Below are 26,778 nucleotides of genomic sequence, written 5' to 3'. Positions count from 1 at the left end.
ATTGCTTAAGGCCACCGGAATGCATCCAATAACGAGAAGGGCAGAACCCGCCGCCTCTTGATGTAGTCCTCAAAGGGGCGTCCGGCAAGGGGCGCCTGCGGTCGGTGCGAAAAAAGCGACAGATTGCAGGGCTTGCATTGGTTCGCGCTTTGTCCAAAATGGATTCCATGAGCGAATTTCTACAACCAGGACAGCTTTTGGCACGTGGCGTTTGTCGCCATCTGCTTAGCTATGACTTTGTTTCTGTGGAAGAATTCGTGCCCGAACGGGGCCGCCGCGTGGATGTGATGGCCGTCGGGCCGAAGGGCGAGATTTGGGTGGTGGAGTGCAAATCCTCGCTGGCCGATTATCAGGCGGATTCGAAGTGGGAGGGCTATTTGCCGTGGTGCGACCGGTTTTTCTGGGCGGTGGATGCGGAGTTTCCGGTCGAAGTTTTGCCCGAAGGCAGCGGATTGATCATCGCCGATGCCTACGGCGCAGAGATCATTCGCATGGGGGCAGAGGACAAATTGCCGCCCGCGCGGCGCAAATCTCTCTCGCTCAAATTCGCCCGCGATGCGGCGCGGCGCTTGCACCGGTTGCGCGATCCGCGCCCCTAAAGCGCGCGATTGCTATTTGATATTGCGCGCGGTGCCTGCGGCGGCGCGGATTTCCTCGGCGATTTCCTCGGCCTCGTCTGGCGTGAAATCCATAGGGATTTCAACGCCTTGCGATTCGACGTAAATCCGGACCATGCCTTGATCGGTCGGCCCGATTTGCAAATTTGCCTCGATATCGACTTCGCTGTTGATCCCCATGGGCGCTCTCCTTTTGCACTGTCTTGGGCTACTCCGACCCAGCGGTTTTTGCAAGGCTTTGGCGCGTCTTGGCGATTTGGGCGGGCGGGCAAAATTAGCCGCAAGGATCGGGCAGATTTCGCGCAGATCAGTCTTGCATTTGCCCGTCGCAGTCGATAAATCCGCCCCAGTGCCGCCTTAGCTCAGTTGGTTAGAGCGCTTGATTGTGGATCAAGAGGTCCCTGGTTCGAGACCAGGAGGTGGTACCATTTCCCCCCATCCGTTCGGTCATGCGCGCCCCATTGGGGGCGGGGTTTTTGGCTGTCTGTAACGCGTCGGTATTTTGTCGGTATTGCGACGGTGCGGTTTGCGGCGCGCCAAAGCGGCGCGAAACCCCGCAAGAGCCTCGGGCGCGCGGCACAAAGCGACCTTAGGGTTTGGCGATCTCGACGGTTTGGCGCAATTGGCCGGTCTTGCTGTCATAGATCAGAATGCGGTCATCATTGCTGACCACCGCGACCCATCCTTTGCCGCGGGTGAAGGCTTCGGCCTCGACGCCGTCCGGCAAAAGCAGTTTTTCCGGCAGCGGCAGGGAATCGGCCGAGAAACGGATGACAATCAGCGCGATGATGACTAGAAGGCCCGCTATCATCGTGCCGGTCAGAACCGTGACCAAGAGGCGCAGAAACCGTAAATTGACCGGATCGACCTCCGGCTGAGGATTGTCACTCATGGGCTCCACGCGCCTTTCTGTTCGTATCAGCGCGGATCCCGCGCCCCGCCTTGATAAGGCGCTTTCGCGCGATGTGCCAGTGGAGGCGTCGTTGTCGCGCACGCGGCTGGCCAAGTTGATCGAAGCGGGGGAGGTGACGCTCAACGGGGCGGTGACCACCGACCCCAAGGCGCGGGTCGAGGAGGGCGATATCGTCGAGATCACCGTGCCCGTGGCCGAAGAGAGCCATATCGGCCCCGAGGAGATTCCGCTTGAGGTGGTTTATGAGGATGTTGATCTGATTGTGATCAACAAACCGGCGGGCATGGTGGTCCATCCCGCCCCGGGCACGCCGACGGGGACATTGGTCAATGCGCTTTTGCATCATTGCGGCGCGGACCTGTCGGGCGTGGGGGGCGAAAAACGCCCCGGGATTGTCCACCGCATCGACAAGGAAACCAGCGGGCTTTTGGTGGTCGCCAAATCCGACCGCGCCCATCACGGGTTGGCCAAGCAATTCGAAAAACACACCGTCGAGCGCTATTACCTCGCGGTGGTTTACGGCACGCCCGATGCCAATGATCCGCGGTTGCGCGGGGTGCGCGGCGTCAGCTTCGAGAGCGGCAATATCATGCGGATCACCACGCAATTGGCGCGCCACAAACATGACCGTCAAAAACAGGCGGTCTATTTCACCGGCGGGCGCCATGCGGTGACCCGCGCGCGCATTGTCGAAACCTTTGGCGCGCCGGTGGTGGCGACCTTGGTGGAATGCTGGCTCGAGACGGGGCGCACCCATCAGATTCGCGTGCATATGGCCCATGCGGGGCATAGTTTGATCGGCGATCCGACCTATGGCAACAAGCGCAAATTGCCCAAGGGCGCTCTGTCGCAGGCGGGGGTCGATGCGATTTCGGGCTTTGCGCGCCAAGCCTTGCATGCGGCGGTTTTGGGGTTCGAACATCCGGTCAGCGGCGAGATGATGCGGTTTGAAGCGGCGCTGCCGCAGGATATGGCCGAATTGATGGATGATCTGCGCCTTCCCTCGAAGTGACGCATTTCCAATGGCTTAGGCGGATTTGTCGCTGTTTCATCCGCGCACGAATGCGTGAAAATGCATGAAATGCCGCGCGGCAGCGACGGAGCCGCGTTATAGTTTCGTTAAACAATCACATCTAAGCGCCTTGAAACCGCGCTTTGTAATACCTAACTCGATGTTACGCCCTTTAACATAAGGGCCCCGACCTTACAGGGGGATATGAACTTGAGTAACTATGCAAATCTGCCGGCCCCGACGCCGGAAGGCGGCTTGAACCGCTATATGCAGGAAATCCGCAAATTCCCGCTCCTTGAGCCGGAAGAGGAATATATGCTGGCCAAGCGTTGGGTCGAAGAGCAAGACACCGAAGCCGCGCATAAGATGGTCACATCGCACCTGCGTCTGGCGGCGAAAATCGCCATGGGCTATCGCGGCTATGGATTGCCGCAGGCCGAGGTGATTTCGGAGGCCAATGTCGGGTTGATGCAGGCGGTCAAACGCTTTGACCCCGAAAAGGGCTTTCGCCTGTCGACCTATGCGATGTGGTGGATCCGCGCCAGCATTCAGGAATTTATCCTGCGTTCGTGGAGCCTTGTGAAAATGGGCACCACCTCGGGGCAGAAGAAGCTGTTCTTCAATCTGCGCAAGGCCAAGGCCAAGATCGGCGCCTTTGAAGAGGGCGATCTGCACCCCGACAATGTGACAAAAATCGCCACCGATCTGGGCGTGACCGAGACCGAGGTGATCTCGATGAACCGGCGGATGTCGGGCGGGGATGCCTCGCTCAACGCGACCGTCGGCTCCGAAGGCGAGGGCACGATGCAATGGCAGGACTGGCTTGAGGATGAGGATGCCGATCAGGCGGGCGATTACGCCGAAAAGGACGAAATGGACACCCGCCGCGAACTTCTGGCCCAAGCGATGGATGTGCTCAACGCGCGCGAGCAGGACATCCTGACCAAGCGCCGCCTTGAGGACAATCCGATGACGCTTGAAGACCTCAGCGGCGTCTATGATGTCAGCCGCGAACGCATCCGCCAGATCGAGGTGCGCGCCTTTGAAAAGCTGCAACTGCGCATGCGCGAATTGGCGAGCGAGAAAGGCCTGATGGAAAGCGCCTGACCTCGGGGCAGGACAAGGGTTGAATAGATCGGCATCGGGGGGCAATGTGGTCCCCGATGCCTTTTTGTTTTGGGGGACGGGCGATGACGGATGATGAAAAACTCGAAGGCCGCATGCACGGCGAACAGATTGAACCCGAGGCGCCCGAGGGGATGCTGATGCGGATCGTCTATGTGATCCTCATCGCCTTCATGATGAGCGTGTCGCAAACGATTTTGGGCGTGGTGACGATCATACAAATCGTGATCATGGCGCTCAACAAGGGCGAGCCGAACGAGAACCTTGCCAGTTTCGGCACCGATCTGGGCGTGTGGATGGCCAAGGCCGTGCGCTATATGACCGCCGACAGCCAAGTGAAGCCTTGGCCTTGGACGGAAATAGACTGAGTGAGATTTGCCGATCTGCTGAGCCGATCAAGGCACTGTTTTTAAATTACAAAGGGCGCTCTTGATGCAAGAGCGCCCTTTGCCGTTATATGGTGGATCACTGCAACCTTGCGCGGATCACGCGTTGCATATTGCCGCCCATGACTTTGCCGATCTGCGCGGGCGTCAATCCGGCCTCAAGCAGCGCATGGGTCAGAGCAGGCAATTCGGAAGTGTCAAAGGCCGTCTCCACCGATCCATCGTAATCCGAGCCGAGCGAGACCCCGTCCTCGCCCACCGCCGCCACCGCCGCGACGATCATCTTGGCGATGCCCGCAGGGGTAATCTCGTCGCAGGCGACCTCGGCCCAATAGCCCATGCCGATCACCCCGCCGCGCGCCGCCACCTCGCGCAGCAGCGCATCGGGCAGGTTGCGTTTGACCTCGCAATGCGAATGCAGCCCCGTATGCGAGACCACCAGCGGAATATCGGTGCGCGCCAGAACATCCTCGATCACATGCTGGCTCGAATGGGCCAGATCAAGGATCAACCCGCGCCGCACCACCTCATCGACCACCTCGCGGCCGAAATCGGTCAGGCCTGCGTTGGATGTGCCATGCAGCGATCCGCCCAATTCGTTGTCAAAGAAATGTTGTAGCCCGATCAGGCGATAACCGGCGGCCTCGAGCCGCGCGAGGTTCTCGATCTTGCCCTCCAAAGGATGCGCGCCCTCGACGCCCAAAAGCGCGCCGACCACCTCTGGGTTGGCGGCGCGGGCGGCGATCAACGCGTCCAGATCGGCCTTGGACCTGATGATCTTGATACGCTCGGGATCGGCATCGCGGAACTCATGCAGGCGCATGGCCTGATCCTCGGCGCGGGCCAGAAGCGAGGTCCATGTTTTGACGGGGCGTAATTGTCCAAAGGACAAAAGTGTAATGTTGTCAAAGGCCTCGGCGGAGTTTTCCTCATAGTTGAGGCCCGCGGGGCTTTTGGTGACGGCGGTGAACACCTGCAGCGCGACGCCGCCTTGGCGCAGGCGCGGAAAATCGACCTGCCCGTATCCGACCTCATTGAGATCGCGCTCCCACAAGAGGCTATCGGCATGCCAGTCGCCGACAAAGAGCGTATCGTGCAGGGCGCGGGCCTCGTCCGAGACGGGGTAGGGGTCATGGGCGATGACATTGTTGGATTTCGCGCCGACATAATCGGCCAGAAAGCCGAAAAAACCGATGGCGCCGACGATGACCAGCGCCAAAACCGCAAGCCCGAGCCGTTTGAGCCATTTCATTTGGGTGTCCTCCCTCTCAAGGTGCAAGGCGAGTAGATGGCAAAACGGGGCCGATGGCCATAGGGCACATCAGCGGTGTTTGATCCGCGCCCAAAGCGGTTTGAGGTCAAGCGCGGCAATAGCGACGCCCAAAGGCAGCATCCAAAACCCCAGAACGGGCAAAAACCCCAATATTCCGCCGATGATCAGCACGATCCCGAGCACCAGCCGCAGCCCCGCAGGGACCGAGCGCCGCACCCGCACCAAGATGCGTGCCAATCGGGCGCGCAGCCCGTGCCCCGCCCCCGATGCGCGGCGCGCTTTACTCTTCCATCGCTTCCAATTCATCAATGAACCCTTCGATCATCGCCAAGCCTTTGTTCCAAAAGGCCGGATCGGAGGCATCAAGGCCGAAGGGGGCAAGCAATTCCTTGTGATGTTTCGACCCGCCCGCTTTGAGCATGTCGAAATATTTTTCTTCGAATCCCTCGGGGCTGTCTTGATAGACGGCATAGAGCGCATTCACCAACCCGTCGCCAAAGGCATAGGCATAGACATAGAAGGGCGAGTGGATGAAATGCGGGATATAGGCCCAAAAGGTCTCGTATCCGTCCATGAAATCAAACACGGGACCGAGGCTTTCGGCCTGCACCGACATCCACAGGGCGTTGATGTCGTCGGGGGTCAATTCGCCCTCGCGCCGCGCCGCGTGCAGCTTGCATTCGAAATCGTAAAAGGCGATCTGGCGCACCACGGTGTTGATCATATCCTCGACCTTACCGGCAAGCATCACCTTGCGCTCGGCAGGGGTTTTGGCCCCGTCGAGCATTTTGCGAAAGGTCAGCATCTCGCCAAAGACCGAAGCCGTTTCGGCCAGTGTCAGCGGGGTGGAGGAGAGCATTTCGCCCTGCTCGGCGGCCAGAACCTGATGCACGCCGTGGCCAAGCTCATGCGCCAAGGTCATGACATCGCGCGGTTTTCCAAGATAGTTGAGCATCACGTAGGGGTGCACATCGGTCACCGTCGGATGGGCAAAGGCCCCCGGCGCCTTGCCCGGTTTCACGCCCGCATCGATCCAGCCTTTCGAGAAGAACGGCGCGGCCAATTCGGCCATGCGCGGATCAAAGGCGCCGTAAGCCTCCATGACGATTTTCTCGGCGGCGGGCCAATCGACGATGCGCGTGTCCTCGACGGGCAGGGGCGCGTTGCGATCCCAAACCTGCATCCGCTCCAGCCCGAGCCATTTCGCCTTGAGCGCATAATAGCGGTGCGACAGGCGCGGATAGGCCTCGACCACCGCATTGCGCAGGGCCTCGACGACCTCGGGTTCGACATCGTTGGACAGGTGGCGCGAGAATTGCGCCGTGGGCATTTTGCGCCAACGGTCGTAGATTTCCTTTTCCTTGGCTTGGGTGTTGTGCACGCGGGCAAAGGTTTTGATATTCTCGCCGAACACGCGGGCCAATTCGCGGCTGGCGGCTTCGCGGCGGTTGCGGTCCGGATCGGTCAGAAGGTTGAGCGTGCCCTCGATATTGAGCGTCTCTTCCTCGCCCTCGACATGGAATTCGAGGCCCGCGATGGTTTCGTCAAACAGCTTTTCCCACGCGTCCCCGACCACGCCCAGATCGTGCAAGAACCGCTCCATTTCGTCGGACAACTGATAGGGGCGCATGGCGCGGCGGCGGTCCAACACGGGGCGATAGCGGCGCAGGCCCTCGCTCGCCGTCATCCATGCCTCATAGGTTTCGGCGCTGATTTCGTTGACCTCAAGCCAGAAGAACACCAAGGCCGAGGAGGCGTTGATGATGCGCTCTTGCATGTCGGACATGAATTTGGCGCGGCCCGCATCGACGGTGTTTTGATAATAGCGCAGCCCCGCAAAGGACATGATCCGCCCCGCGATCGCGTCCATCTTCTCGGACCTCAGGATCGATCCGAGAAAGCCCTCGGCGTCCAGCGCGGCGAGCTTGCCTTCGTAATCGGCGGCAAATGTCGCGGCTTCCTCCTCGAACCACGCCAGATCGCGGGTCAGTTCGGGCGCATCCTCGCCGCTGTAAAGATCGCTCAGATCCCATTCGGGCAATTTGCCAAGCCCGCCCGCGCCGCCGGAGGCATGGGCGTCAAAAATCGGGCGGGGCAAGGTGAGGGGCAGCTGAAACATCGGGTCGTCCTTTTCTTGGTTGGCACAGACATACGCGCTCGGCGGGGCGCTCTCAAGAGGCAGGTGACGCGAGGGCGCGTCGCACCGCGCGCATCGGCCTTGCGGGGGCGGGCCGGATCGGCAAAACATATGCGACACCAAAGAGGAGAGCAGCGATGCGGTTTGTGCGATATGGGGAGAAGGGCGCGGAAAAGCCCGCGGTTTTGGATGCGCAGGGGCGTTTGCGCGATTTGTCGGGGGTGATCGGCGATCTGTCGGGCGCGGTTTTGGGCGATTTGCCGCAGGTCGATCCGCAAAGCCTGCCGCTGGTGGCGGGCAACCCGCGCCTTGGCGTGCCGGTGGCCGGCATCGGAAAGATCATCTGCATCGGGCTGAATTATTCGGATCACGCGGCAGAGGCGGGGATGGCCGAACCGGACGAGCCGATTGTGTTCATGAAGGCCACCTCGGCGCTTTCGGGGCCTTATGATACGGTGCTCTTGCCGCGCGGGTCGCAAAAATCCGATTGGGAGGTCGAATTGGGCGTCGTGATCGGGCGAGAGGCGAAATATGTCAGCAAAGACAATGCGTTGGACTATGTCGCGGGCTATACGATCGTCAATGACCTTTCCGAGCGCGCGTTTCAAATCGAGCGCGGCGGGCAATGGACCAAAGGAAAGAGCTGCGACACCTTCGGCCCTGTCGGCCCGTGGCTGGTGACGCCGGACGAGGCGGGTGATCCGCAAAATCTGGCGATGGAGCTGGATCTCAACGGCGCGGCGGCGCAGCGCGGCAATTCGGCCTCGATGATTTTCACCGTGGCCGAGATCATCGCGCATCTGAGCGAGATGATGCGCCTTGAGCCAGGCGATGTGATCGCCACCGGCACACCGCCGGGTGTGGGGATGGGGATGAAGCCGCCGCGGTTCTTGCGCGAGGGCGACGAGATGGTGTTGCGGATCGAGGGATTGGGCGAGCAGCGCCAGAGCGTGGCGCGCGACGGGTGAGGCCGCAAATTGGCTAAAACCGTAAAGAGAACAGGCGGTTAGACCGCCTGCTTCACCTCGCCGAGCTGCGCATCAAACAGGGCCGTCACCCCGTCGAAAAACGCGGCGCGGGTTTGGGGCACTTCCATCATGATCTCATGTTCGGCCTGCTCGATCATGACCAATTCGCCGCTGTCCCAATCGCCCATCCGCGCGGCGACGCGGTCCTTGTCCACGATGCGCTCGTCCGTGCCCAAATAGGTCACGCAGGGCAGATCAGGCGCGGGTTTCTGGATCAGCCGCGCGCATTCGATCAGCGCCTCATAGAGCCATTTGAGAGACGGCCCGCCAAGGCCGAAGCGTTCGACGGCCTCTGTCTGGCGCACCATATAGTCAAACATATCAGGGTCTTTGGTCAATTTGTTGCCCTCGAAAGGCTCGGCCAAGACATAGCTTTCGGGCTTGGTTCCAGGCGCGAAAAGATGCCCCATGCCCAAAAGCGCGCCGCTCCACGACAGGCTCCATGCGACGGGACGCAGAAAGCCATTGAGACCAATGCCCCACATCGGCGCAGAGAAGGCGGCGGCCTTGACCGGCAGGCCCTCGTAAAGCGCGCGCAGCCCGATGCAGCCGCCCATCGAATGACCGATCAAGAAGAACGGTTCGGGCAAATGCAGCGCGCGGGCGGCGGCGAGGGCGGCCTTCACGTCCTTTTGATAATCGGCAAAATCGCCGACATGGCCGGTCATCGGATTGTCGGTGACGCGGTCGGCCAACCCTTGGCCGCGCCAGTCCACCGCCAAAGTCGCATAGCCGCGCGCGGCAAGATCGCCCGCCGCGCGCCCGTATTTTTCGGCGTATTCCGTGCGCCCCGGAAACAGCAGGACCGTGCCCTTTGCCGCCGCATCGGGCCAGACCGCGATACGGATACGCACCCCGTCGGATGCACGCGCCCAATAGGCCGCGCCGCCCGATGGCCCTTCGGCCAGTTCATCATAAAAGGGTGCGTTTTCCATGTCTTACCTTGCGCTTTCGCCGAAGTTTAGCCGAGGACCGAGCCCAAAGCCATGGCCTTGGACATATCGCCATCGACGCTCAGCTTACCGCTCATAAAGGCGCTGGTGGGGTTGAGATTGCCCGCCATCATGTCTTGGAACGTGTCGGCATCGGCGGTCAATGTGACGTCGGCCTCTTCATCCGATGCGCGTGCGCCCGAGGCGTCGACGACGACCGAACCTTCGCCTTCAATGACGAATTTGGCCGAGCCGTCGAAATCGGCTCCGCTCATTTTCTCGGAGAGTGCGGCCACGGCCGCGGTGATAACATCGCTCATATTTGCGCCTTTCTGTTTGCTTCTTGCCATAGCGGGGCTGACAATCCCTACGCGCTGGCGATAGACTAAAGTTATGGGCGCGGATCGATTCAATTTCAAACCTATCGTGGCGACAATTGTCGCCATAGTCATGATTTCCTTACCTAGCGGCCCCGCGCGGGCGCAGGATGGCGGAAGTTTGCCCAATCCGGCCGCGCCTTCGGGCAGCGAAGAGCGGGCCACGCGGCTCTTGGGCGAGTTGAAGTCGGCCGAGGGCGGCGAGGCCGAGCGGATCGCGCGCGAGCTTTCGCTCGAATGGTCGAAATCGGGATCGCCGGTGATGGATCTTTTGCTCAAACGCGGGCGCGATGCGCTGGAGCGGGGCGATTTTCCCTTGGCATACGAGCATCTTACCGCTTTGACCGATCACGCGCCGCAATTTGCCGAAGGCTGGCATATGCGCGCCATGGTGCTGTATCGGCAGGACCGGTTTGGCATGGCGCTCCATGATCTGGGCCGCGCCTTGAGCCTTGAGCCGCGCCATTATGAGGCGATGATCGGATTGGGCGCGATTTTCGAGCAATTAGAGCGCCCCGCGCAGGCGTTGCAAGCCTATCAGCTTGCCGCCGCGCTCTATCCCGCGCATGAACAGGTGGTCGAAGCCTTGGCGCGGCTGGAGCGGCACGGGGGCGAGACGCTCTGAGCTTCGCCCTTTGACCCTTCGATCCGCCCGCCGACCGACCTCGCCGACCCGACCCCCTCCAAGAAAGAGCCAGACGTGACATCCTACAGCAGCGCGCAACGCGGGATGGACCGGCGGGTGATCGCCGTTCTCGGCCCCACCAATACCGGCAAGACCCATTACGCGATTGAACGGATGCTGGGATATAACAGCGGCATCATCGGCCTGCCGCTGCGGCTTTTGGCGCGCGAGGTCTATGACAAGATCGTCGCCCTGCGCGGCCCCTCGGTGGTGGCTTTGGTGACGGGCGAGGAGCGGATCGTGCCGCCGCGCACGAAATATTGGGTCTGCACCGTCGAGGCGATGCCGCCCGCCATGGGCACGGATTTTCTTGCCGTGGACGAGATACAGCTATGCGCCGATCCCGAGCGCGGCCATGTGTTTACCGAGCGGCTTTTGCAGGCGCGCGGCACCCATGAGACGCTGTTTATGGGCTCGGATACGATGCGCGGGGCGATTGCCGAACTGGTCCCCGAGGCGGAATTCGTGCAGCGCCAGAGGATGAGCGAATTATCCTATGGAGGTTCGAAAAAGATAAGCCGCATGCCCGCTCGCAGCGCGATCGTCGGTTTTTCGGTTGATAATATCTATGCGATTGCCGAATTGCTCAAACGGCAAAAGGGCGGCGCGGCGGTGGTTATGGGCGCGCTCAGCCCGCGCACCCGCAACGCGCAGGTGGAATTATACCAAAACGGCGATGTGGATTTTCTGGTGGCGACGGATGCCATCGGAATGGGGCTCAATCTCGACATCAACCATGTGGCCTTTTCGGCCACGACGAAATTTGACGGGCGGCGGATGCGCCCCTTGGCGCCCAATGAATTGGCGCAGATCGCCGGACGCGCGGGGCGCGGCATGTCGCATGGCACGTTTGGCGTCACCGGCGAGGCGCGCCCGCTGGACGAGGGCACGGCGCAGGCGATCATGGATCACCGCTTTACCCCGATCAAAAAGCTCAACTGGCGCAACACCGATCTGCAATTTGGCACGCCGGAGGCTTTGATCGCCGCGCTGGAGGTGGCGCCGCAAGACGAATGGCTGGTCAAGGCGCGCGAGGCGGACGACCTTATGGCCTTGAAAACGCTCAGCAATGATGCCGAAACCCGCGCGCGGGCCTCGGACGGACCATCGGTGCGATTGCTCTGGGATGTGTGCCGCATCCCCGATTTTCGCGGCATCTCCCACGCCGAACACAGCAGCCTTCTGGAGGCGATCTACGGCTTCTTGCACGAGAAGGGCCGCATTCCCGACGATTGGCTGGCGCGGCAGATCAAGCGAATCGACCGTATGGATGGCGATATCGACACAGTTTCAAAAAGATTGGCCTTTATTCGCACATGGACCTATGTCGCGCAGCGCAAGGGATGGGTAAATGACGAAAGCCATTGGCGCGGGGCGACGCGCGCTGTAGAAGACGCTTTGTCGGATGCGCTGCACGAGCGTTTGACCCAAAGATTTGTGGACCGGCGCACAAGCGTGCTCCTGCGCCGGCTCAAACAGAAGGAGGCCATGTTGGCCGAAGTAAGCAAAGAAGGTGAAGTGACGGTCGAAGGACAATTCGTTGGCCGTCTTGAAGGGTTCCGCTTTTCGCAGGACAAAACCGCGACTGCCGAGGAAGCAAAAACCTTGGGGCAGGCGGCGATGGCCGCCTTGGCGCCGGAGTTCCACCTGCGGGCGGACCGGTTCTATAACGCGCCCGATACCGAGATCGATTTTACCGAGCAAGGCGGCCTGATGTGGGGCAACAGCGCGGTGGGCAAATTGGTCGCGGGCTCCGATCCGCTCAAGCCGCAGGTCAAAGCCTTTGTCGACGAAGAGGCGGGCGAGGACGTGGCCCAGAAGGTCGCGCGCCGTTTGCAGCATTTCATCGACCGCAAGGTGGCGACGCTGTTTGAACCCTTGCTCAATATGTCGCGCGACGAGGCCCTGTCGGGGCTGGCGCGGGGCTTTGCCTTCCAACTGGTCGAAGGCTTTGGCCTGTTGCCGCGCGCCCAAGTGGCCGAAGAGGTCAAGGCATTGGACCAAGACGCGCGGGGCGCTTTGCGCAAACATGGCGTGCGTTTCGGGCAGTTCACCATTTTCATGCCGCTGCTTTTGAAACCCGCGCCGACGCGGCTGCGTTTGGTTTTGTGGTCGCTATTCAAAGGCTTGGAAGAGTTCCCCGAAGCGCCGCCCCCTGGTTTGGTGACGGTGCCGTCCGGAGATGGCGCGCCCGAGGGCTATCATTTGATGGCGGGCTATCGTGCCTCCGGCGCGCGGGCGATCCGCATTGATATGCTGGAGCGTCTGGCCGATATGCTGCGCGCCGAGGACAGCCGCGGCGGGTTTGAGGCCAAGGCGGATATGCTCTCGATCACCGGCATGACGCTGGAGCAATTTGCCGATTTGATGCAAGGGCTTGGCTATCGCGCCGAGAAGGGCGAGCGGGTGAAGGTCAAAGCCGCGCCTGCAGCCGCGGCCGCGCCGCAAGAGACGGCGCAGGACGCCGCGCCCGCGCAAAACCCCGAGTCGCAGGAGGCCGAGACAGCCGAGCCGGCCGAAGCGGTTCCCGCCGATGGCGCCCCTGCTGCGCCTGTGACCGAGGCGGCCGATGTGCCCTCCGAGGAGATTGCACCGCAAGCCGATGCAGCCCAAGCCGCAGATGCGCAGGTGAAAAGCGCCGATGAAGCCCCTGAAATGGAAGTGTTTTATACATTTGCATGGGGCCGCGCACGCGGCGGTGAGCGCGGCGGAGCACGTGGCGGAGAGCGCGGCGGCGAGTCGCGCGGTCGCGGCAAACCCCAAGGCAAGGGGCGTCCGCAAGGCAAGGGCAAACCGCGCGGCAAGGGCGGCCCGAAATCGGGCGGCGACAAGGGCGGCCAGAGCTTTGAGGCGCGCCCGCCCAAGAAGGATAAAATCGATCCTGATAATCCTTTTGCGGCGGCGCTCATGGGGCTGACCAAGAAATAGCTTTGGCCCCAAACAGATGAGCTTTGCGCGCTAGGTGACAGAAAACGCAGGTAAAATACGGGTCGATAAATGGCTCTGGCAGGCGCGGTTTTTCAAAACCCGCTCCTTGTCAGCCAAGACCGTGTCGGGCGGGCATCTGCGGCTGAACGGTCAAAAGGTGCTCAAACCTGCGCAATCTGTCACCTTGGGCGATGTGCTCTTGTTCGCGCAGGGGCGCGATCTGCGCGAGGTCAAGGTCTTGGCGCTTGGCTCGCGGCGCGGACCGGCCCCCGAGGCGCGGCTTTTGTATGAGGACCTCGCCCCGCCCGAGGCGCGCGCGCAGGAGGTTGTTCCATCCGCTCCGCGATATGAGGGAGGCGGGCGCCCGACCAAGCGTGATCGCAGGCAATTTGATCTCAACAAGCCCTAAAGCGACGCGTTTCGCTTGAATGATTGCTGCACCTGCACTAGCTAGGGCGGGCGTTCAAAAGATGGAAGACGAAGATGACCTATGTCGTGATCGACAACTGCATTGCCTGCAAATACACCGACTGCGTCGAAGTATGTCCGGTGGATTGCTTCTATGAGGGTGAAAACATGTTGGTGATCCATCCCGACGAATGCATCGATTGCGGCGTTTGCGAACCCGAATGCCCCGCCGATGCGATCCGTCCGGACACCGAGCCGGATATGGAAAAATGGGTCGAGTTCAACCGCAAATACTCCGAAGCATGGCCGGTTATCATTTCCAAGAAAGACCAGTTGCCCGAAGCCGAGGAGCGCGATGGCGAGACCGGCAAGCTGGAGAAATACTTTAGCGAAGCGCCGGGCGAGGGCGGCTGATTCGCCTCTGCGCCCGATGGGCGGGGCGTTTTACGCCCGCTGGCGGCGCGGATGGTGCCAAATCCCTATGAAATAGGCCGTTTCGGAGGATTTTCGCGCGCCGCGCGCGCGGGTGCTTTCGAAGAGGCGAATTTTGTGATACACTGTTGTTACAAATGATGAACTCTGCCTGCTTTCCCGCCGCATGGTCTGCTCTGCGATGCGGGATCACATCGAGATAAATAATCGTCTGGACGCGGTCATGCCTTTGACCTCGCCCAGCTTTTTGTCGCCTGTGACAGGTGGATTAAAAGGGAAGACCGCATGACCAAATCCAAGAAAAACGAATTCCGTCCCAATGACTTTGTCGTTTATCCCGCGCATGGGGTCGGCCAGATCATGTCGATCGAAGAGCAGGATATCGCCGGAATGACGATGGAGCTTTTCGTGATTTCCTTTGAAAAGGATAAAATGACCCTGCGCGTGCCGACCAATAAGGCGACCGCCATCGGGATGCGCCAATTGTCGAGCCCCGATGTGATCTCGCGCGCGATGACCACGCTCAAGGGCAAGGCCAAGGTCAAACGCGCGATGTGGTCGCGCCGTGCGCAAGAATACGAGCAAAAGATCAACTCGGGCGATTTGATTGCCATCGCCGAAGTGGTGCGCGATTTGCACCGCAACGATGACCAGCGCGAGCAAAGCTATTCCGAGCGCCAGCTTTATGAGGCCGCATTGGAGCGGTTGACCCGCGAAGTGGCGGCGGTGAGCGGCGGCGACGAAGTGGCGGCGGCCAAGCAGGTCGACGAGGTTCTGGTCTCGCGCGCGGCCTAAGGCCTGCGCCCTGTCGGCCCCAAAGGAAGGGTGCCCCATGAAAGGCGCCGCATAAGACATTGCGATAAAATCAAAAAGCCGCGCGGCCCGAGGGGGCGGCGCGGCTTTTCCTTGGCGGGTGTGCCTATGCTATAGCGCCGCGCAAAGGGTGAAGAGCATCGCGATTTCGCCGATCTGCTGCACTGCGCCAAGGGTGTCGCCGGTATGGCCGTTGATCTTGGCGCGGGCGATTTGCATCACCATGAGCGCGGCAAGCGCCGCCACCAGCGCCGCGCCCAATGCCCCGCACAGCAGCGCGGCGGCGAGGCCGATCGCGCCCGCCACTGCGGCGCGCTCGCCGCGCGCGCGGCCCTGCGCATGCGATAGCCCGTCGCGGCGCGCATGGGGCAAAAACGCCATCATCGCGGGCATGGCGGCGCGCGACACCATCGCCGCCGCGATCAGCGGCGCAAAGACCGCGCCTGCGCCGAAAAGCGCCGTCAGCGCCGCCCATCTGGCCGCCAGCGAGAGCACCAAAGCGATCACCCCATAGGTCCCGATATGGCTGTCGCGCATGATCTCGAGGCGGCGCGCCACCTCCCATCCGCCCCAAAACCCGTCCGCCGTATCGGCCAGACCGTCCTCATGCATGGCCCCCGTGGTGACGACAAGCGCCGCCAGCGCCGCCAAAGCCGCCAAAGGCGCGGGCAGGCCGAGCGCCAAGGCCAAAGAGGCCAGCCCCCCCGCGATCAGCGCCGCCGCAAGTCCGGCCAAAGGATAGGCCCAGACCGCCGCCGCGCCGCGCTCGAAATCGGCGCGCCGCGCTACAAAGGGCAGCCGCGTGAGCAGCGCCAGAGCCGTGGCCGCCTCGGTGAGCAGGCGGGCGGCGGGCGGGGCGTCGGGTTTTGGCTCCATTGGGGCGGATTCCTTTCTTGCTCTTGGCGGCGCGTGCGGTAAACACGCGGGCACGCCATTTGTCTACTACGGGGAAGAACATGAGCCTAGAATTCAATTCGCTAGAGGAATTTGCCGCCGCGCTTGCAGCGGCCCCCGCACCGGACGCCTCGGCGCGCAAAGAGGCCGAGGCGCGCAACGGGCAACTCACCAAACCGCCGGGCGCTTTGGGGCGATTGGAGGATCTGGCGATCTGGTATGGCGCATGGCGCGGCACCGGACGCCCCGAGATTGCAAAGCCTCAAGTTATTGTTTTCGCAGGTAATCACGGGGTTGCGGCGCGCGGTGTCTCGGCCTTTCCGCCCGAGGTAACGGTGCAAATGGTCGCCAATTTCGAACAGGGCGGCGCGGCGGTGAACCAGCTGTCCAAGGTCTTTGGCGCGCGGATGGATGTGCATGCGATTGATCTGGACCGGCCCACGGCGGATTTCACCCAAGCGCCAGCGATGAGCGAGGCGGAGACCGTCGCGGCGCTGCGCAGGGGATCGGAGGCCGTCGACGCGCAGAGCGATCTTTTGGTCACCGGCGAGATGGGCATCGGCAATACCACATCGGCGGCGGCGATTGCTTTGGCGCTTTATGGCGGGGCGGCGGGCGATTGGACGGGGCGCGGCACCGGCGTTGATGATGCGGGGCTGGACCTCAAGACGCGGGTGGCCGCCGAGGGCGCGGCGCGCCATGCGGGGGTGCGCGGTCTGGAGGCGCTGCGCTGTCTGGGCGGGCGCGAGATTGCCGCCATGGCGGGGGCGATTGCGCGGGCGCGGGCGCTGCGTATTCCGGTGATTTTGGACGGGTTTATCTGCACCGCGGCGGCGGCCTGCCTTGCGGATGCGGCCCAAGGGGCGCTCGATCACTGCGTCGCGGGCCATGTCAGCGCCGAGGCCGCCCATGGCAAGCTGTTGCAAAAGCTGGGCAAAGAGCCGCTCTTGTCGCTGGGCATGCGGTTGGGCGAAGGCTCTGGCGCGGCCTTGGCCATCGGGGTGATGCAGGGCGCGGTGGCCTGCCATTCGGGCATGGCGACCTTTGCCGAAGCGGGCGTTTCCGAAGGCTAGGCGCGCCGTTTTCGGGCGGGCGCGCCGCGCGGCTTAGGCCGCGTCGGATCCGCCTTCGCGCGCGGCGTAAATCTGCGTCATCAAAGCGGTTTCCAGCTCTTTTTCCAATTCCTTCGCTCGCGCGATATAGGCGGTGTTTTCGCCCGCTGGGATGTTGGGATCATAGAGTTTGGCCAATTCGCGCACCGTCATCCGGTCATGGTGGAAGAAGGTTTTTTCCGCCTCCGAGGCTTCGTAATCGCTCAGCCCGACATTTTCGAGCACATAGCGCCCCGCGCGCAGGCTGCTGTCGAAGGTTTCGCGCACGATGTCATTGGCCCCCGCCTGATAGAGGCGGTAGACGTGGTTGCGGTCGCGCGCCCGCGCGATGATGTGCAAATCGGGGCATTCGCGGCGCGCATAGGTGACCAATTTGGTCACCGCCTCGGGGTTGTCCATCGCCGCGACCAGAACGCGCGCCTCCGACAGCCCCGCCGCATGGAGCAGTTCGGGCCGCGTCGGATCGCCAAAAAAGCCTTTGAAACCAAAGCGGCGCATCAATTCGATGGTCTTCATATCATTGTCGATGACCACGGTTTTGAAACCGCTCGATTGCACCAGACGGTTGACGATTTGCCCGAAACGCCCGATGCCCGCGATGATCACGGGGCCTTGTTCGTTGATCTCGTCCTCATCCTCGGCATGGGCGCTGTCTTGCATCCGGCGGGCCAGAACGTCGTGCAAGATAAACATCAAGGGCGTGGCCAGCATGGACAAGGCAATCACCAGCAAAAGCGGCTCTGCAATCGCGTCGGGCAGCACATTGGTTTGCGTCGAAAAGGAGATCAGCACAAAGCCGAATTCACCCGCCTGCGCGAGGCCCAGCGTAAAGAGCCACAGGTTGCGCCCGCGCAGCTTAAAGGCGCGTCCGAGCGGATAAAGCACCGCGCCCTTGAGCGCGATCAACGCGGCGGTCAGGCCAAAGATCGTCAGCGGATCGCCAAAAAGCACTTTGAAATCAATGCTCGATCCGACGGTGATAAAGAAGAGGCCGAGCAAAAGCCCCTTGAACGGTTCGATATCGCTCTCCAGCTCGTGGCGAAACTCGCTGTTGGCGAGAACCACACCGGCAAGGAAGGTGCCAAGCGCGGGCGACAGGCCCACGGCGGACATCAAAAACGCGATGCCCACAACGATCAAGAGCGCCAAGGCGGTATACATCTCGCGCAGATGTGCGGCGTGGATGAACCGGAACACCGGCCGCGTCAGATAGACCCCCGCAAGCACCACCACGGCCACCGCGCCCAGGGTGACCAAGGTCACCTGCCATCCGGGCAGGCCCTCGACAAAGGAAATCGAATGATGGGCCTCCTCAAGGGTGCGGTGGTTGATCGACCCGTCGGGGTTGATCGTGGCGCTGCGAGGCAAGGCGAGCAGCGGCAAAAGCGCCAGCATCGGGATCACTGCGATATCTTGGGTCAGCAGCACCGAAAAGATCGACCGCCCGCCAGCGGTTTGCATCAACCCCTTTTCCGACAGGGTTTGCAGCACGATCGCCGTCGAGGAGAGCGAGAAAATCATCCCGATCGCCAAGGCGATGCTCAGCGGTTGGCCAAGCGCCATCGCCGCCCCCGTGATCAGCGCCATGGTCGCAAGGATTTGCAAACCGCCCAGCCCCAAAAGCCGGTGGCGCATATCCCAAAGCGCGCGCGGCTCCAGTTCCAGCCCGATGATAAACAGCATCATCACCACGCCGAATTCGGCAAAATGCTGCAGGTCCTGACTTTCGGTGGAGACAAAGCCAAACACCGGCCCGATCAAGATCCCCGCTGCCAGATAGCCCAGCACAGAGCCAAGCCCGAGCCGCGCGGCGATGGGCACCGCGATGACGGCGGCGGCAAGGTAGATCGAGGCTTGGAGCAAGAACCCTTCCATCGCCGGTTACCCGTGCAACATCATGGCGCGCAGCAGCTGCGCGCGGCGGGGCAAAAACGGGCGAGGGGCGGGAGAGCTTGGGCGGGTCATTTGGGTCTTTTCTTGCTTTGTCTGTAGGTAGGGCGCGCGCGCCCCTGTTTCGAGAGAGATGTGGCAGAAAACAATGCCAATTGCGCGACTTTATTTGCCGGGGCGCGTAAATTTATCCGCGAGGCCGCGCCGCGCCTAGCCTTTGGGCATTTGCAGCACCACGTTGCGCCCGCCCTTGGAGTAGCGCAATTCGCGCTCGCCGATGGCCAGCACCCTGCCGCCGTCGATGCGGTCGCCGACCTTGACCTTTTTGATCGACCCGTTGGACAGGCGCACCAAAGCGTTGCGCGCCGAGGGTTTGCCGGAAATCCCGATCAGGTTGATTTTGCGCAGGTTCAGCGCGCCGCGCACCGTGGCCTGTTTGGCAACAGAGGCCGAGGAGGGGATCGCGGGGGCCACCGTGCGCGGCGCGGCGACGGCGGCGGTTTGCACGCGCGCGCCCGTCTGGGCCGCGGCAGGGGCGGCGCGGGCGACGATTTTGGCGATATCCTTGGGGCGCTCTTCGGGACGTTTGGAGATCAGCACAGCCTGTTCGGTGGGCGTATCGCTGCGCTCTTCGTCCTGCTTTTGCTGCGGCAACTCGGGGCGGGCCTTGGGGCGCAAAGCGGCCAGTTCAAGGCGGCTGCGCCCGCCAAGCTGGCTGCGCTCGCTTTGCTCGACCAGATCGTCAGGGCGCGGGCGCGGGCGAAAGGCGGCCAGCCGCGCCAAAGAGGCGGTTTCGGCTTCGGTCGGGGCGGGGGCCTCGGTCAGGCGGCGCGGCAATTGCGGGGGCACGGCGGCGGGTTTGCCGGCGCGCACCAAAACGCCTTCGGCGGTGATGGCCCCTTGCGGCGTGGCGCGCACGAGGCCGCGCGCGTCGAGCGCAAACCGCGTGCCCGCCGCCGCCGGAGAGGCGCGGTTTCCGGGCAAGACATCGCTGAGCGCGGCATCGGGGTCGGGCAGGGCGAGCGCGTCAAACACCGGCACTTTGGGGTCGATGGAGGTGTGGTAAAGCTCGTCGACGCTGTCTGTGGGCGGGGCGCTGATGGGGGCGGGGGGGCGTTGCCAGATGCCGCTGGCGTCATAGGCAGTTTGCGCCTCGGCCTCGCTCATGACGGGGGGCGGCGCGGCGGACGCTTCGGGCGCGGCGGCGGCGGGGGCATCGCTTTGGGTTTGCGGCGCGATCATTTGCGGCGCATCGCGCGGTGCCATCGGCTGGTCGGCAGGCGGCAGGCGCGCCTCGCGCAGCGCCGCTTCGGCCTCGGCCTCCATATCGGTCAGATCGCTTTGCGGGGCCTGCGGCAGGCCCCCCGCCTCGGCGGCCTGTTCTGCGCCGCTTTGGCCGCCGACCAATCCGGCCACGTCTTCGTCAAGAAACAAGGCCGCCCAAGCCGCAATCGCCGCCAAAAACAGCACCAGCGCGCCGGTCAAGATGAGGGCCAGATGTTTGGGCTTGCCGCGGGTGGCGGCGGCGGCGGGCGCGGGGGATGCGGCCGTCTCGCCCAGAGCCGCGCCGCCCAGCCCGATGCTCAACCGGCGCGGGGCGTTTATGGCAATATCGGCCGAAGGGGTGACGGCCAAGGGGCGCGGGGCGGCGCTGCGGCGGGTGGCAAAACGCGCTTCGCTGGTCTCTTGGTCCGGATCAGGGGCGGCGGGGGCTGCGGGCGCCGCTGCGGCGGGGGCTGCGACGGGCGGCGCGGCTGCGGCGGTCTCGGATTGGGGCTGTGCGCTGGCCGATTGCGGCACATCAAGGTGCAAAGGCCCGCGCGCGGCGCGCGGCGTGTCGGTTTGCGAGGCGGGGATCGGAATCGAGGCCGCCGTGGGCCCGACTTGGGCGCGCGAGACGCCCGACAGGCGCGGCGCGGCCGAAAGGCTGTCGCGCGGGGGGGCGTCGCCGCGCGGCTGGCGCACCGAAGAAAAGCTCGGCGCGGGCGGCTCTTTGGCGGCCCGCTCGGCGCCATCGGGGATATCGCCCGAAGAGACGGGGGGCGCTGCGGCGGCAGGGGCGTCTTGGGGGGCGTTACCTTGGGCCTCTTGCGCGGGCATGCCCGCCGGATCGGCGCCTGCCTCGGTGCTGAGGTCGGTGTCTAGGCCGGTAGGCGTGTCGATTTGCGCGTCGGGCTGGCTGTCGGGCTGCGCATCGGGCAGTACCTCGGGCGCTGTATCGGGCTGCGCATCAGGCTGCGGGTCGGATTGGACCTCTGCCGGTGCGGTCTCTTGCGGCTCGGCGCGTGGCTGCGGCTCTGGCTGCGGTTCTGGCTGCGGCTTTGGCGCGGGGGGCGGGGCATTGCCGATGACGCGGATCGGCGAAGTGTCGCGCACAATCGCATCGCCATCCTCAAGCAAGGCCGCCGCCGCGGAGGAGGTGCCGAAAAACGGCTCGCCCAAAAACGCACCTGCGGGGGCGATGGCGACAAAGCTGAGCGCATCGAACCCGTGCATCTGCGCAAAGCTCTCGGCCTCGGCCAAGGTCTCGCGCGCCACGGCGGCGATATGGGCGACCTCGCCCTGCGCCGACCAGTCAAAGGCCAGATCGGCCACCGGATAGGGGGTTTGCCCGTCCAAGGCGGCGCGGGCCAGATCGGCGCGCCGGAACCCTGGCACATCGCCGGTCTCGACGCTCAGATAGCGGATTTGATCGTTGGGAATGACCAGCTTGCAGGTCAGCCGCGCGGCGTCCTCAAAGGCCGGATCAGTGGCCCCGCCTGCGGCCCCGCCTGTGGTCGAGGCCCCATCCGCAGCGAGCGCCAGACCCTGCGCGCGCAAATCGCCAAGCGCCGCGGCCAGATCGGGCACATCCAGCGCCACGGTTTGCCCCACGCGCACCCATCCGGGGAAACTGCGCATCAGCAGTCCGATCCCGTCAAAAGACAGCGTAAGGGCAAAATCGGGTTTCATCGCAGCGGTTCTATCATCCCCATGCCGCCCACGGAAAACAATTGGCGGCTTGTGCGCGATTTTACAGCAGCTTCCCGCCGAGGGGAAGGAAAACACGCCGCCCCCCATGCGGGAAGCGGCGTGAAGAGCGGGCGCTAAGCCCGTATTATGCCGAGGCTTTTGCCAAGGCCTGTTCGAGATCGGCAATCAAATCCTTGGCATCCTCGATGCCGATAGAGATGCGCACCACATCGGGGCCTGCGCCTGCGGCGACCTGTTGCTCGGTCGACAATTGCCGATGGGTGGTCGAGGCCGGATGGATGACAAGGCTGCGCGTATCGCCAAGATTGGCCACATGGGAGAAAATCTCCAAGGCCTCGACGAATTTGACGCAAGCGTCATACCCGCCCTTGAGCGCGATGGTAAACAGCCCGCCGGTGCCCTTGGGAAATAGGGCTTTGGCGCGGTTGTGATAGGGCGAGGAGGGCAGGCCTGCATAGGTGACCTTGGCCACGGCGCCTTGGCCTTCGAGCCATTTGGCCACGGTTTGCGCATTGGTGCAGTGACGCTCCATGCGCAAGGAGAGGGTTTCGATCCCCATCAAGGTGTAATGCGCTGCTTGCGGGTTGAGCGTCATGCCCAGATCGCGCAGGCCAATGGCAATGCCATGGAAGGTAAAGGCCAGCGGGCCGAAGGTTTCATGGAATTTGAGACCGTGATAGGCAGGCTCCGGCTCGCTGAGCGAGGGGAATTTGCCCGAGGCGGACCAATCGAAATTGCCGCTGTCGACCACAACGCCGCCGGTGACGGTGCCATTGCCGGTGAGGTATTTGGTCATCGAATGCACCACAAGCGTGGCGCCCATGGCGATGGGATTGCACAGGTAGGGCGTCGCCGATGTGTTGTCCACGATCAGCGGCAGGCCCGCCGCATCGGCGATTTTCGCCAGCGCGGGGATGTCGCTCACGTAGCCGCCGGGGTTGGCGATGCTTTCGCAAAATACCGCGCGGGTGTCGTCGTCAATCGCCGCTTTGACCGCATCGAGATCTTCGGTATCGACGAATTTGGCGGACCATCCGAAACGGGTGATGGTTTGGGTGAATTGCGTGATCGAGCCGCCGTAGAGCCGTGTCGAGACCACCACATTGCGTCCCGGCGCCATGAGCGGAAACAGCGCCATGATCTGCGCCGCATGGCCCGAGGAACAGCACACCGCGCCGACCCCGCCCTCCAGCGTGGCAATGCGCTCTTGCAAGACGGCGACCGTGGGGTTGGTCAGGCGCGAATAGATATATCCCACCTCTTGCAGGTTGAACAAAGCGGCGGCGTGATCGGCATCGCGAAACACATAGGCCGTGGTCTGGTAAATCGGGGTTTGCCGCGCGCCGGTGGCCGGATCGGGGCGTGCGCCCGCGTGGATTTGCAACGTGTCAAAGCCGTGGGTCATATGTTAGTCCTCCCTATGCCGCGATTTTGCGGTCTTGCGTGTCAGTGGCCATTTGTTTGATGGTCGGGGGGACTGTCGCCAATAAAAGCGAGATTGCCAAGGTGCCAAGCGCGAAACTTACCCCCTTCCACCTTGCGGTGAATGTTGACGACCTTGACGCCGCGCGCGCATTCTACGGCGCGCTGTTGGGCGCAAACGAGGGGCGCAGCACCGAAACTTGGGTGGATTTTGATTTTTTCGGCCATCAGCTAAGCCTGCATCTGGGGCCGGTGATGGCCTCGGCGCCCACGGGGCATGTGGGCGAACACCTTGTGCCGATGCCCCATTACGGCGTGGTTTTGCCGCTGGAGGCATGGCGCGCCTTGGCCGATCGATTGACGGCGGCGGGGGTGGATTTCATCCTCGCCCCCTCGGTGCGTTTCGAAGGCGAGCCAGGCGAGCAATGGACGATGTTTTTCACCGATCCGGCGGGCAACCCGATTGAAATCAAAGGCTTTCCCGATGCGTCAGGGATTTTCGCGCATTAGCGCATCCAAAAACCGGCGCGTTTGATCTGGTTGCGCAGGGCCTGTTCACGCCGCGGCAGATCATTCTGGTCGAACATGGCGCGCACCTTTTGCCCGCGCCCTTGATAAATCAGCCGCTTGTAAGGCTCGTAGTTCTTGAGCACTTTTTTGAGCTTGTTGGGCTGGCTGATCTCTTCGAGCACCTCGATCACGCGGTCATCCTCGCGCGCATAAAGCAGGGGCAGGACGCGGTAATGGCAGGTCACCGACCCGTCGAGCAATCCTTCGGGCAAGGTATCGCGCCCGCCGCCCAGAGCGTGGATCACCAGCGGCAAGGCGATCTGGTCAAGCCACGGGTCAAAGACCTGACAGCAAAGCTCTTCGGGCGGGTTGTCGCGGATTTCCAGCGCATAGCGCAAGAACAGATCGCCAAAGACGCGCGGGCATTTGTAAAAGAAATACCCAGCGTTGAAATAGAGGTAGCGCTTCCAATATTCGTCCGGCTGGCTCAGGTCGAGCGAGCTTTCGAAATCGAGATCAAAGCGGTCATAGAGCGATTTCCACAGACCCGTATAACCGGGGCCGTAAAGCTCGGGTTTGGGCCATGTGCCCTCGCGGCGCATCGAGGCCATGGGGCGGTCGAAATCAAACGGCACCTGCGTCAGATCTCCGGTGACCAATGTGTCAGTGTCGAAAAACACAAACGGCTCGCCCTCGGGCAGGGCGGCGAGGGCCTCGATTTTATTGCCATAAGGGTAGGGCGCGCCGAAATGGCGGCTCTCGAAGGGCAGGATTTGCGCGCCAAGTTCGCCAAGCGCCGCCAGAACCTCGTCATTGCGGATGCTCGGATCGTGATCGCCCCAAAGCGGTCCGGCTTGCGGGGTGGCGACGAACAGCTGTCCGGCGAAATCGGGGCTGTTGGCGCGCAGGGAGGCGGCGAACAGCAAGGCTTCATACATCAGGCGGCCTTGCTGCCCGATGATGAGAATATTGAACGGTTGATCTGTGCCGCTGTGCTCTGCCATGCTCGCCCTCAGTGTTTGTCGAGGTTTTGCGGCAGTATAGAGGAGGAAGCGCAGGGCGCGAAAGGGGCGAATGGCGGGCATTTCCCCCTTGGGACCATTTCGCGGGGCGTTTCGATTTTAGCAAAAGGATTTTATCATGAAATACAATCCATTGAACGGTGCGCTTGCCTTAGTGGTGGCGGGTTGGGGCGCGGCGATTGCGGCGCAAGAGGCGCTTCAGGCCGAGGACCAAACGCCGACGGGCAAATTCACCACCGCCGCCGAGGTCAAACCGATCCTTGAGGCCACCCGCGCCAATTGGGTCGCGCTGCGCGATTATAACGGGCAGGATTTGCTTTATGTGACGCATCTTTGGGCGTGGCGCTGCGGGCTCAAACAGATGAAAGTGTCGCTCAATGGCGGGGCCTTCGAGGTCTGGCCGCTGCCGCCATGCCATGCGCAAACCGCCGCGCCCAATGCGATCACCGAGGCCGACGGGCTGCCTTACCGCGGCTTTGCCTCGGGCAGCGTCGCCACCGTGGTGGTGGAGGTGACCTATGACGATCTGAGCAAGGGCAGCGGCCAATGGGGGCGGGGCGAGATTTTGATGCCTTAGGGCGCGCGCATTGGGGCGGGCCATCGATGCATGATGCGCGCGTCATCGGGGCGATGCACCAAAGGGGCCGCAAAGGGATGCGGAAACGGGACGCCGCAGCGGCGCGCGTCGGGTCTCACACATATGCTTGAGGAGTAAGTGGTGGGCGACCCTGGAATCGAACCAGGCGTGCGTCTCCGCGAGGGAGTTACAGTCCCCTGCCACACCTTGCGGCCTGTCGCCCACTTACCGATCAACGGCAGCGCCGCGTTTCGAGTAGGGGGTGATTACTAGCGCGACTTTGGGTCGTCAACAGGAAAATCTCATGCTAAGGCCCGTGGGACATGAGAATTTTACGGGCCTGCAGGGCGGGCCGCGCGCATAGGGGCATTGCACCATGAAAAAACCCAAATGGGTCGTCGAAAAAGAGCAAGCAAAACGGGCCGCTGCGGCGGAAACGGTCTGGCTCTTTGGACTGCATGCGGTGCGCGATGCTTTGGAGAATCCGGCGCGGGTGAAACTGCAATTGATGGTCACGCCGAATGCGCAGGCCAAACTCGAAGAGGCGATTGCCGCGTCGGGCATGGAGCCGCAGGTCGTCGATCCGCGCAAATTCAAACCGCCGCTTGATCCGCAATCGGTGCATCAGGGCGCGGTTTTGGAGGTCAAACCGCTCGATTGGGGGCCGGTGGCCGAATGCTGCATGGGCCGCGAAGGCGTGGTGCCACGGGTGGTTTTGCTCGACCGTGTGACCGACCCGCATAACGTCGGCGCGATCTTGCGCTCGGCCGAGGTCTTTGGCGCCAGCGCCGTCATCGGCATGCGCCATCACAGCGCCCCCGAAACCGGCGCCTTGGCAAAAACCGCCAGCGGCGCTTTGGAGCGCCAGCCCTATTTGCGGGTGCGCAATCTGGCCGATACGATCAAGGAATTGCAAAATATGGGCTATCTGGTTTTGGGGCTTGATGGCGAGGCCGAGATCACGATCGAGGCGGCGTTGGAGGGCAAGCGCGATCGCCCCGTTGCCTTGGTTCTGGGGGCCGAGGGGCCAGGATTGCGGCAAAAAACCAAAGAGGCCTGTGATGCTTTGGTGAAGATCGATTTTGCGGCGGGCTTTGGCTCGCTCAATGTCTCCAATGCGGCGGCTGTGGCGCTTTATGCGGCCAAGCCCTAGGCGCGCGGCGGGGCAGGGCGACGGGCAGTTTGGGCAAAAAATTGCCGGTGCGAGTTAACGCTTCGTTCACAGATATATTACATCCTCTTTTTATCGTCGGCGCCATGCCTAGATGATGTCCCGAGGGCGCAAGATGGAACCCTGCGCCTTTCTTCACTG

The 26,778-nt window shown here is 62.7% G+C and carries 26 protein-coding genes and 2 tRNA genes; 15 read left to right on the top strand and 13 right to left on the bottom strand.

Features of this window, described 5'->3' with window-relative positions; genetic code table 11:
• Positions 1-167: 167 nt before the first annotated feature.
• The gene (locus tag ABWV64_RS03390; RefSeq protein ID WP_353342874.1) at positions 168-599 is read left to right on the top strand and encodes an MmcB family DNA repair protein; all 432 of its coding nucleotides are present in this window, start codon (positions 168-170) and stop codon (positions 597-599) included.
• A 12-nt stretch (positions 600-611) separates the two neighbouring features.
• Here the strand turns inward: ABWV64_RS03390 and ABWV64_RS03385 are convergent, their stop codons facing one another.
• A complete protein-coding gene (locus ABWV64_RS03385) occupies positions 612-797 on the bottom strand; it encodes a DUF6324 family protein (RefSeq protein ID WP_353342873.1) in 186 nt (61 codons plus the stop codon).
• 171 nt (positions 798-968) lie between these two features.
• Between ABWV64_RS03385 and ABWV64_RS03380 the strand changes: the two genes are divergently transcribed.
• A tRNA-His gene (locus ABWV64_RS03380) sits at positions 969-1,045 on the top strand.
• A 161-nt stretch (positions 1,046-1,206) separates the two neighbouring features.
• Here the strand turns inward: ABWV64_RS03380 and ABWV64_RS03375 are convergent.
• Complete coding sequence (locus ABWV64_RS03375; protein WP_353342872.1) at positions 1,207-1,509, bottom strand: DUF6476 family protein; 303 nt, start codon at positions 1,507-1,509, stop codon at positions 1,207-1,209.
• Between ABWV64_RS03375 and ABWV64_RS03370 the strand changes: the two genes are divergently transcribed.
• The 3 genes from ABWV64_RS03370 (at position 1,508) to ABWV64_RS03360 (ending at position 4,035) form a co-directional block, all read left to right on the top strand.
• On the top strand, positions 1,508-2,542 hold the full coding sequence (locus tag ABWV64_RS03370) for an RluA family pseudouridine synthase (RefSeq protein ID WP_353342871.1): 1,035 nt from the start codon (positions 1,508-1,510) through the stop codon (positions 2,540-2,542). The two genes, ABWV64_RS03375 and ABWV64_RS03370, sit on opposite strands and share 2 nt — an antisense overlap.
• Before the next feature lie 210 nt (positions 2,543-2,752).
• Positions 2,753-3,649 carry an RNA polymerase sigma factor RpoH gene (gene rpoH / locus ABWV64_RS03365; RefSeq protein WP_353342870.1) on the top strand — a complete coding sequence of 299 codons (897 nt, stop codon included), beginning with the start codon at positions 2,753-2,755 and terminating at the stop codon, positions 3,647-3,649.
• Positions 3,650-3,732: 83 nt separating this feature from the next.
• Complete coding sequence (locus tag ABWV64_RS03360) at positions 3,733-4,035, top strand: DUF4389 domain-containing protein (protein WP_353342869.1); 303 nt, start codon at positions 3,733-3,735, stop codon at positions 4,033-4,035.
• A gap of 97 nt (positions 4,036-4,132) precedes the next feature.
• On the opposite strand, the gene ABWV64_RS03355 is transcribed toward ABWV64_RS03360, so the two are convergent.
• The 3 genes from ABWV64_RS03355 to ABWV64_RS03345 form a co-directional block, all read right to left on the bottom strand.
• The gene (locus ABWV64_RS03355; RefSeq protein ID WP_353342868.1) at positions 4,133-5,305 is read right to left on the bottom strand and encodes a dipeptidase; all 1,173 of its coding nucleotides are present in this window, start codon (positions 5,303-5,305) and stop codon (positions 4,133-4,135) included.
• Between the two features lie 69 nt (positions 5,306-5,374).
• Positions 5,375-5,632: a hypothetical protein gene (locus ABWV64_RS03350; protein WP_353342867.1), complete on the bottom strand. Its 258-nt coding sequence runs from the start codon at positions 5,630-5,632 to the stop codon at positions 5,375-5,377.
• Entirely contained in the window at positions 5,607-7,445 is a 1,839-nt protein-coding gene (locus ABWV64_RS03345; protein WP_353342866.1) for a M3 family oligoendopeptidase, read from the bottom strand. The genes ABWV64_RS03350 and ABWV64_RS03345 overlap by 26 nt, the downstream gene beginning before the upstream one ends.
• Positions 7,446-7,600: 155 nt before the next feature.
• Between ABWV64_RS03345 and ABWV64_RS03340 the strand changes: the two genes are divergently transcribed.
• Entirely contained in the window at positions 7,601-8,431 is an 831-nt protein-coding gene (locus ABWV64_RS03340) for a fumarylacetoacetate hydrolase family protein (protein ID WP_353342865.1), read from the top strand.
• A gap of 38 nt (positions 8,432-8,469) precedes the next feature.
• On the opposite strand, the gene ABWV64_RS03335 is transcribed toward ABWV64_RS03340, so the two are convergent.
• Both ABWV64_RS03335 and ABWV64_RS03330 read right to left on the bottom strand, forming a co-directional pair.
• Entirely contained in the window at positions 8,470-9,426 is a 957-nt protein-coding gene (locus ABWV64_RS03335) for an alpha/beta fold hydrolase (RefSeq protein WP_353342864.1), read from the bottom strand.
• Positions 9,427-9,452: 26 nt separating this feature from the next.
• Entirely contained in the window at positions 9,453-9,743 is a 291-nt protein-coding gene (locus ABWV64_RS03330; RefSeq protein ID WP_353342863.1) for an SCP2 sterol-binding domain-containing protein, read from the bottom strand.
• Between the two features lie 178 nt (positions 9,744-9,921).
• Between ABWV64_RS03330 and ABWV64_RS03325 the strand changes: the two genes are divergently transcribed.
• The 5 genes from ABWV64_RS03325 (at position 9,922) to ABWV64_RS03305 (ending at position 15,048) form a co-directional block, all read left to right on the top strand.
• Positions 9,922-10,425, top strand: a complete 504-nt coding sequence (locus tag ABWV64_RS03325; RefSeq protein ID WP_353342862.1) for a tetratricopeptide repeat protein — start codon at positions 9,922-9,924, stop codon at positions 10,423-10,425.
• Positions 10,426-10,530: 105 nt separating this feature from the next.
• Positions 10,531-13,413 (top strand): helicase-related protein, encoded by a 2,883-nt coding sequence (locus tag ABWV64_RS03320; protein ID WP_353344484.1) that lies wholly within the window; start codon positions 10,531-10,533, stop codon positions 13,411-13,413.
• A 34-nt stretch (positions 13,414-13,447) separates the two neighbouring features.
• Positions 13,448-13,822 (top strand): RNA-binding S4 domain-containing protein, encoded by a 375-nt coding sequence (locus ABWV64_RS03315; RefSeq protein ID WP_353342861.1) that lies wholly within the window; start codon positions 13,448-13,450, stop codon positions 13,820-13,822.
• Between the two features lie 74 nt (positions 13,823-13,896).
• Positions 13,897-14,235, top strand: a complete 339-nt coding sequence (gene fdxA, locus ABWV64_RS03310; protein WP_353342860.1) for a ferredoxin FdxA — start codon at positions 13,897-13,899, stop codon at positions 14,233-14,235.
• 303 nt (positions 14,236-14,538) lie between these two features.
• Positions 14,539-15,048 (top strand): CarD family transcriptional regulator, encoded by a 510-nt coding sequence (locus ABWV64_RS03305; protein ID WP_353342859.1) that lies wholly within the window; start codon positions 14,539-14,541, stop codon positions 15,046-15,048.
• Positions 15,049-15,177: 129 nt separating this feature from the next.
• Here ABWV64_RS03305 and cobS read toward each other — a convergent pair whose 3' ends face one another.
• A complete protein-coding gene (cobS, locus tag ABWV64_RS03300; RefSeq protein WP_353342858.1) occupies positions 15,178-15,942 on the bottom strand; it encodes an adenosylcobinamide-GDP ribazoletransferase in 765 nt (254 codons plus the stop codon).
• Positions 15,943-16,022: 80 nt separating this feature from the next.
• Here cobS and cobT point away from each other — a divergent pair, with 80 nt between their 5' ends.
• Entirely contained in the window at positions 16,023-17,033 is a 1,011-nt protein-coding gene (cobT, locus tag ABWV64_RS03295; protein ID WP_353342857.1) for a nicotinate-nucleotide--dimethylbenzimidazole phosphoribosyltransferase, read from the top strand.
• Between the two features lie 33 nt (positions 17,034-17,066).
• On the opposite strand, the gene ABWV64_RS03290 is transcribed toward cobT, so the two are convergent.
• The 3 genes from ABWV64_RS03290 to ABWV64_RS03280 all read right to left on the bottom strand — a co-directional run bounded on the left by ABWV64_RS03290 (position 17,067) and on the right by ABWV64_RS03280 (position 23,340).
• A complete protein-coding gene (locus ABWV64_RS03290; RefSeq protein ID WP_353342856.1) occupies positions 17,067-18,947 on the bottom strand; it encodes a monovalent cation:proton antiporter-2 (CPA2) family protein in 1,881 nt (626 codons plus the stop codon).
• Positions 18,948-19,172: 225 nt separating this feature from the next.
• Complete coding sequence (locus tag ABWV64_RS03285; RefSeq protein ID WP_353342855.1) at positions 19,173-21,914, bottom strand: hypothetical protein; 2,742 nt, start codon at positions 21,912-21,914, stop codon at positions 19,173-19,175.
• A gap of 145 nt (positions 21,915-22,059) precedes the next feature.
• Complete coding sequence (locus ABWV64_RS03280) at positions 22,060-23,340, bottom strand: O-acetylhomoserine aminocarboxypropyltransferase/cysteine synthase family protein (RefSeq protein WP_353342854.1); 1,281 nt, start codon at positions 23,338-23,340, stop codon at positions 22,060-22,062.
• A gap of 59 nt (positions 23,341-23,399) precedes the next feature.
• Between ABWV64_RS03280 and ABWV64_RS03275 the strand changes: the two genes are divergently transcribed.
• Positions 23,400-23,867 (top strand): VOC family protein, encoded by a 468-nt coding sequence (locus tag ABWV64_RS03275; protein WP_353342853.1) that lies wholly within the window; start codon positions 23,400-23,402, stop codon positions 23,865-23,867.
• On the opposite strand, the gene ABWV64_RS03270 is transcribed toward ABWV64_RS03275, so the two are convergent.
• The gene (locus ABWV64_RS03270; protein ID WP_353342852.1) at positions 23,864-24,871 is read right to left on the bottom strand and encodes a GT-B fold glycosyltransferase domain-containing protein; all 1,008 of its coding nucleotides are present in this window, start codon (positions 24,869-24,871) and stop codon (positions 23,864-23,866) included. The two genes, ABWV64_RS03275 and ABWV64_RS03270, sit on opposite strands and share 4 nt — an antisense overlap.
• A gap of 136 nt (positions 24,872-25,007) precedes the next feature.
• Here ABWV64_RS03270 and ABWV64_RS03265 point away from each other — a divergent pair, with 136 nt between their 5' ends.
• Entirely contained in the window at positions 25,008-25,466 is a 459-nt protein-coding gene (locus ABWV64_RS03265) for a hypothetical protein (protein WP_353342851.1), read from the top strand.
• Between the two features lie 139 nt (positions 25,467-25,605).
• Here the strand turns inward: ABWV64_RS03265 and ABWV64_RS03260 are convergent.
• Positions 25,606-25,689 (bottom strand) — tRNA-Tyr (locus ABWV64_RS03260).
• Positions 25,690-25,842: 153 nt separating this feature from the next.
• On the opposite strand from ABWV64_RS03260, the gene rlmB reads away from it, so the two are divergent.
• Positions 25,843-26,619 carry a 23S rRNA (guanosine(2251)-2'-O)-methyltransferase RlmB gene (gene rlmB, locus ABWV64_RS03255; protein WP_353342850.1) on the top strand — a complete coding sequence of 259 codons (777 nt, stop codon included), beginning with the start codon at positions 25,843-25,845 and terminating at the stop codon, positions 26,617-26,619.
• The last annotated feature ends 159 nt before the right edge of the window (positions 26,620-26,778 follow it).

The organism is Litorivita sp. NS0012-18, assembly GCF_040371945.1.
Taxonomy (GTDB): domain Bacteria; phylum Pseudomonadota; class Alphaproteobacteria; order Rhodobacterales; family Rhodobacteraceae; genus Litorivita.
Note: the sequence above shows the minus strand (reverse complement) of the source record. Positions and strands in the feature narration are given on the sequence as shown.

Excerpts from the sequence above, each read along its gene's own strand:
- ABWV64_RS03390 (WP_353342874.1), top strand. The coding sequence starts at position 168 with ATGAGCGAATTTCTACAACCAGGACAGCTTTTGGCACGTGGCGTTTGT.
- ABWV64_RS03385 (WP_353342873.1), bottom strand. The coding sequence starts at position 797 with ATGGGGATCAACAGCGAAGTCGATATCGAGGCAAATTTGCAAATCGGG.
- ABWV64_RS03370 (WP_353342871.1), top strand. The coding sequence starts at position 1,508 with ATGGGCTCCACGCGCCTTTCTGTTCGTATCAGCGCGGATCCCGCGCCC.
- ABWV64_RS03375 (WP_353342872.1), bottom strand. The coding sequence starts at position 1,509 with ATGAGTGACAATCCTCAGCCGGAGGTCGATCCGGTCAATTTACGGTTT.
- ABWV64_RS03360 (WP_353342869.1), top strand. The coding sequence starts at position 3,733 with ATGACGGATGATGAAAAACTCGAAGGCCGCATGCACGGCGAACAGATT.
- ABWV64_RS03355 (WP_353342868.1), bottom strand. The coding sequence starts at position 5,305 with ATGAAATGGCTCAAACGGCTCGGGCTTGCGGTTTTGGCGCTGGTCATC.
- ABWV64_RS03350 (WP_353342867.1), bottom strand. The coding sequence starts at position 5,632 with ATGAATTGGAAGCGATGGAAGAGTAAAGCGCGCCGCGCATCGGGGGCG.
- ABWV64_RS03345 (WP_353342866.1), bottom strand. The coding sequence starts at position 7,445 with ATGTTTCAGCTGCCCCTCACCTTGCCCCGCCCGATTTTTGACGCCCAT.
- ABWV64_RS03340 (WP_353342865.1), top strand. The coding sequence starts at position 7,601 with ATGCGGTTTGTGCGATATGGGGAGAAGGGCGCGGAAAAGCCCGCGGTT.
- ABWV64_RS03335 (WP_353342864.1), bottom strand. The coding sequence starts at position 9,426 with ATGGAAAACGCACCCTTTTATGATGAACTGGCCGAAGGGCCATCGGGC.
- ABWV64_RS03330 (WP_353342863.1), bottom strand. The coding sequence starts at position 9,743 with ATGAGCGATGTTATCACCGCGGCCGTGGCCGCACTCTCCGAGAAAATG.
- ABWV64_RS03320 (WP_353344484.1), top strand. The coding sequence starts at position 10,531 with ATGGACCGGCGGGTGATCGCCGTTCTCGGCCCCACCAATACCGGCAAG.
- fdxA (WP_353342860.1), top strand. The coding sequence starts at position 13,897 with ATGACCTATGTCGTGATCGACAACTGCATTGCCTGCAAATACACCGAC.
- ABWV64_RS03305 (WP_353342859.1), top strand. The coding sequence starts at position 14,539 with ATGACCAAATCCAAGAAAAACGAATTCCGTCCCAATGACTTTGTCGTT.
- cobS (WP_353342858.1), bottom strand. The coding sequence starts at position 15,942 with ATGGAGCCAAAACCCGACGCCCCGCCCGCCGCCCGCCTGCTCACCGAG.
- cobT (WP_353342857.1), top strand. The coding sequence starts at position 16,023 with ATGAGCCTAGAATTCAATTCGCTAGAGGAATTTGCCGCCGCGCTTGCA.
- ABWV64_RS03290 (WP_353342856.1), bottom strand. The coding sequence starts at position 18,947 with ATGGAAGGGTTCTTGCTCCAAGCCTCGATCTACCTTGCCGCCGCCGTC.
- ABWV64_RS03285 (WP_353342855.1), bottom strand. The coding sequence starts at position 21,914 with ATGAAACCCGATTTTGCCCTTACGCTGTCTTTTGACGGGATCGGACTG.
- ABWV64_RS03280 (WP_353342854.1), bottom strand. The coding sequence starts at position 23,340 with ATGACCCACGGCTTTGACACGTTGCAAATCCACGCGGGCGCACGCCCC.
- ABWV64_RS03275 (WP_353342853.1), top strand. The coding sequence starts at position 23,400 with ATGGTCGGGGGGACTGTCGCCAATAAAAGCGAGATTGCCAAGGTGCCA.
- ABWV64_RS03270 (WP_353342852.1), bottom strand. The coding sequence starts at position 24,871 with ATGGCAGAGCACAGCGGCACAGATCAACCGTTCAATATTCTCATCATC.
- ABWV64_RS03265 (WP_353342851.1), top strand. The coding sequence starts at position 25,008 with ATGAAATACAATCCATTGAACGGTGCGCTTGCCTTAGTGGTGGCGGGT.
- rlmB (WP_353342850.1), top strand. The coding sequence starts at position 25,843 with ATGAAAAAACCCAAATGGGTCGTCGAAAAAGAGCAAGCAAAACGGGCC.